The 2,647-nt window shown below is 37.8% G+C and carries 5 protein-coding genes; 1 reads left to right on the forward strand and 4 read right to left on the reverse strand.

Annotated features, from left to right (window positions below):
• The 4 genes from ACTF6W_RS07555 to ACTF6W_RS07570 all read right to left on the reverse strand — a co-directional run.
• A partial coding sequence (locus ACTF6W_RS07555; protein WP_438993931.1) for a putative metalloprotease CJM1_0395 family protein occupies positions 1-471 on the reverse strand: 471 nt, incomplete at its 3' end.
• 76 nt (positions 472-547) lie between these two features.
• Positions 548-1,093: a periplasmic heavy metal sensor gene (locus ACTF6W_RS07560; RefSeq protein WP_438993932.1), complete on the reverse strand. Its 546-nt coding sequence runs from the start codon at positions 1,091-1,093 to the stop codon at positions 548-550.
• Positions 1,090-1,461: a hypothetical protein gene (locus ACTF6W_RS07565; protein ID WP_438993933.1), complete on the reverse strand. Its 372-nt coding sequence runs from the start codon at positions 1,459-1,461 to the stop codon at positions 1,090-1,092. The genes ACTF6W_RS07560 and ACTF6W_RS07565 overlap by 4 nt, the downstream gene beginning before the upstream one ends.
• Before the next feature lie 18 nt (positions 1,462-1,479).
• Positions 1,480-2,055, reverse strand: a complete 576-nt coding sequence (locus tag ACTF6W_RS07570) for a sigma-70 family RNA polymerase sigma factor (RefSeq protein ID WP_438993934.1) — start codon at positions 2,053-2,055, stop codon at positions 1,480-1,482.
• Between the two features lie 131 nt (positions 2,056-2,186).
• On the opposite strand from ACTF6W_RS07570, the gene ACTF6W_RS07575 reads away from it, so the two are divergent.
• A partial coding sequence (locus tag ACTF6W_RS07575; RefSeq protein WP_438993935.1) for a DUF3592 domain-containing protein occupies positions 2,187-2,647 on the forward strand: 461 nt, incomplete at its 3' end.

Genomic DNA, 2,647 nt, shown 5'->3' on the forward strand with positions numbered 1-2,647 from the left:
TTCTTTTCTCTGACTTAATAGCTCTGCTCTTGCTTGGTTTCGTGTTGTAACCGCAGTAGCAGCAACTTTTCTGTCTTGTGAAGACGGCTCAGCTGGCGCTAGTGCGGCGGCAATAACAACATCCATTTTTGCAATGGTCGCTTCAGGATCCCCGTCTATGGGCGAAGCATCTATTTGTACTTCACCACTTGTCGCATATCGTTGATTATCAGGGCCAACAGTATAACTATAAGTAGGGTTGCTCGCAGATTGACCACCAGCATTCTTATGCGCCATTTCATGCGCGCGAACTTCTTTATCAATTTTCTTTAATTCATCGACTTGCTTTTGCTCGCCTTCAGTAAGCTCGCCAATTTTATTACTTTTCTTTGGAGTTTCTGCGATATTATCAAGCGACACTTTTCCTTTTTCGACTTGAGCATTCGTTCTCACTGTCGAATTCGGAATTGAAATTAACGGTCCTGATATCATTTCAATCATGATTGAATATTAAACTATTTTCATTAATCATCCATTAAAAAATAGCTTATATTTTATCAATTAATGATCAAAAACCCCTTTGACCCCTTGAGTTTTCTGATCCCTCACTCATACGTCTACGGTCAACATCTCTTCTTCGATCATCGCCTCTTCTTCTATACGAACGCTCAGGTGGGTTTTTATAGCGCTCAAGAATAGCCGTACGCTCTTCAAGAGGTAGTTTTTCAAGAACCTGTATCATCACATTTTGACTTTCTACGACCATTGAATGATATTTGTTACGATATTCTTCCATGGCAAGGCGGAATTTTTCAGGATCAAACTGTTCCTCTGCAATAATATCCATAATAGCACCACGTTGAGCCATAATTTCACGGTAAATCGGAATAAGATCTGAACGTTTGCTTTTCATTGTAACATAAAATTCACGCTTACCGCTGCGCGGAAAAGGTTCCACAATTTTTGAAATAGAATTATCAAATGAAAGACGCGTCATCCGGATTTCTTTGGCTTTATGCCCTGCGTAAAGAAAACCAATCGCAAAAAAGTTAAGCGCAAGTGATAAAAGCATCACGACACTTATCCAATTCATTTTAAACGATAAATTTCTCATTGTACGTCTTCCTCAACAAAAATAAATTCTTCAACATCTAAAAGCGTATCTACATTTTCTTCTAAATTAATACCGTCTTCCGCAACTTCATAAGTAAGAAAATCCATTTCTGCAATTTCATCTTCGGCCAGCGCACTGGATCCTGCACTACCCATATAAAGTCCAAGAACACATGCTGCCGTAAGTCCGGACAGTCGAGGAACAAGAAATAAAAACCAATCACTTAGTTTCGTTGGTAAATGAAATCCTTGATCCTGCTCAACGGTGCGCGGAATTGCCATAATACTATCCACCAAAGCCCGACTTGGTTCTGGGCTATAAGTTTTGGCGTATTCATCCAAATAATCGTTTAATTTATTTTCATTCATTTTCTGTTCTCCTTAGGCTCAACCAATCTCTTTTAAAAGCTGGTCTCTTTCAGCGCCTAAAATTTCTGCTAATTTGCGTCTTCCTCTTACTAAATAAGATTCTAACGCATTTAAGCTCACTTCCATTACTTCTGCCGCTTCTTTATTTGAAAGACCTTGAAAATAACACAGCATAATGGCTGTACTTTGCCTTTGTGGCAATAATTCAAGTGCCTTTTTAATCTGCGCTGAACGCTGATCTACGGCTATTATATTTTCGGCTCCCGTATCAGATGACGGGATATTTTCTAATATTTCCACATTTTCTTGCGGTTTTCTTTTTCGGCAAACGTCATAACATAAATTTGTTACTACCCTATAAAACCAAGTGGTAAATTTGGTTTTTCTTGCAGGATCCCATTTGGCGGCATGCTTCCATACTCTAATAAAGGCTTCCTGCATCACTTCTTCACCTTCCGCAGAATTACCAAGAAGTTTTGTCGCGTATCCAAGGTTGAGCGATAAGTGACGATCAACAAGCATTCCATATGCTGTCTGATCACCTTCACCGATACGTAGCATCAAATCTTCGTCGGTTATCGCATCTGTACCCATATAGGCACCACCATTTTGTTAACGTTCAACCTATTATACGCATAATGTTTAAAAACCCTGCATAAAAAGTTGCCCAATAGACCCCTGCCAGATTTTTTGCTAGTTTATAAAAATTATGAGGGAAAATTTAATTGCTTGAATTTATTTTTGATACTGTTTTTGATTTCTTATCTGCTTGGGACATGATTGGTCTTTTGTTGATGGTGACGGTTTTCATCATAATTGGTTTGTTATTTATCGGATATGAAGTTTATTGGCGCATAAAATCTGAAACAGTGAATGGTGTTATTTCAGCGGTTATACAAGATGGCAAATATTATTATTCCGTCTTCAAATATAAAACACGCAGTGGTGAAACTTATGAAAAAGAAAGCTCATTAGGATCCAATTCAATAATAAGCAGACTACCCGGTACAAAGCTTAAGATATTAATTATGCCAGATAATCCAGAAAAAATTAGAAGACCAACATACGTTTGGCTACTGTTTGGAATTACCTTTTTCTTGCCTGGATTATTTATTATGAATTTGGCCCTTAAGAAATTCGAATTCAATTATATAATCGCTTTATTTATTTTGGCCGCGCTTCTTTT

Origin of the sequence: Pseudemcibacter sp. (assembly GCF_965661635.1) — a bacterium.
GTDB lineage: Bacteria > Pseudomonadota > Alphaproteobacteria > Sphingomonadales > Emcibacteraceae > Pseudemcibacter.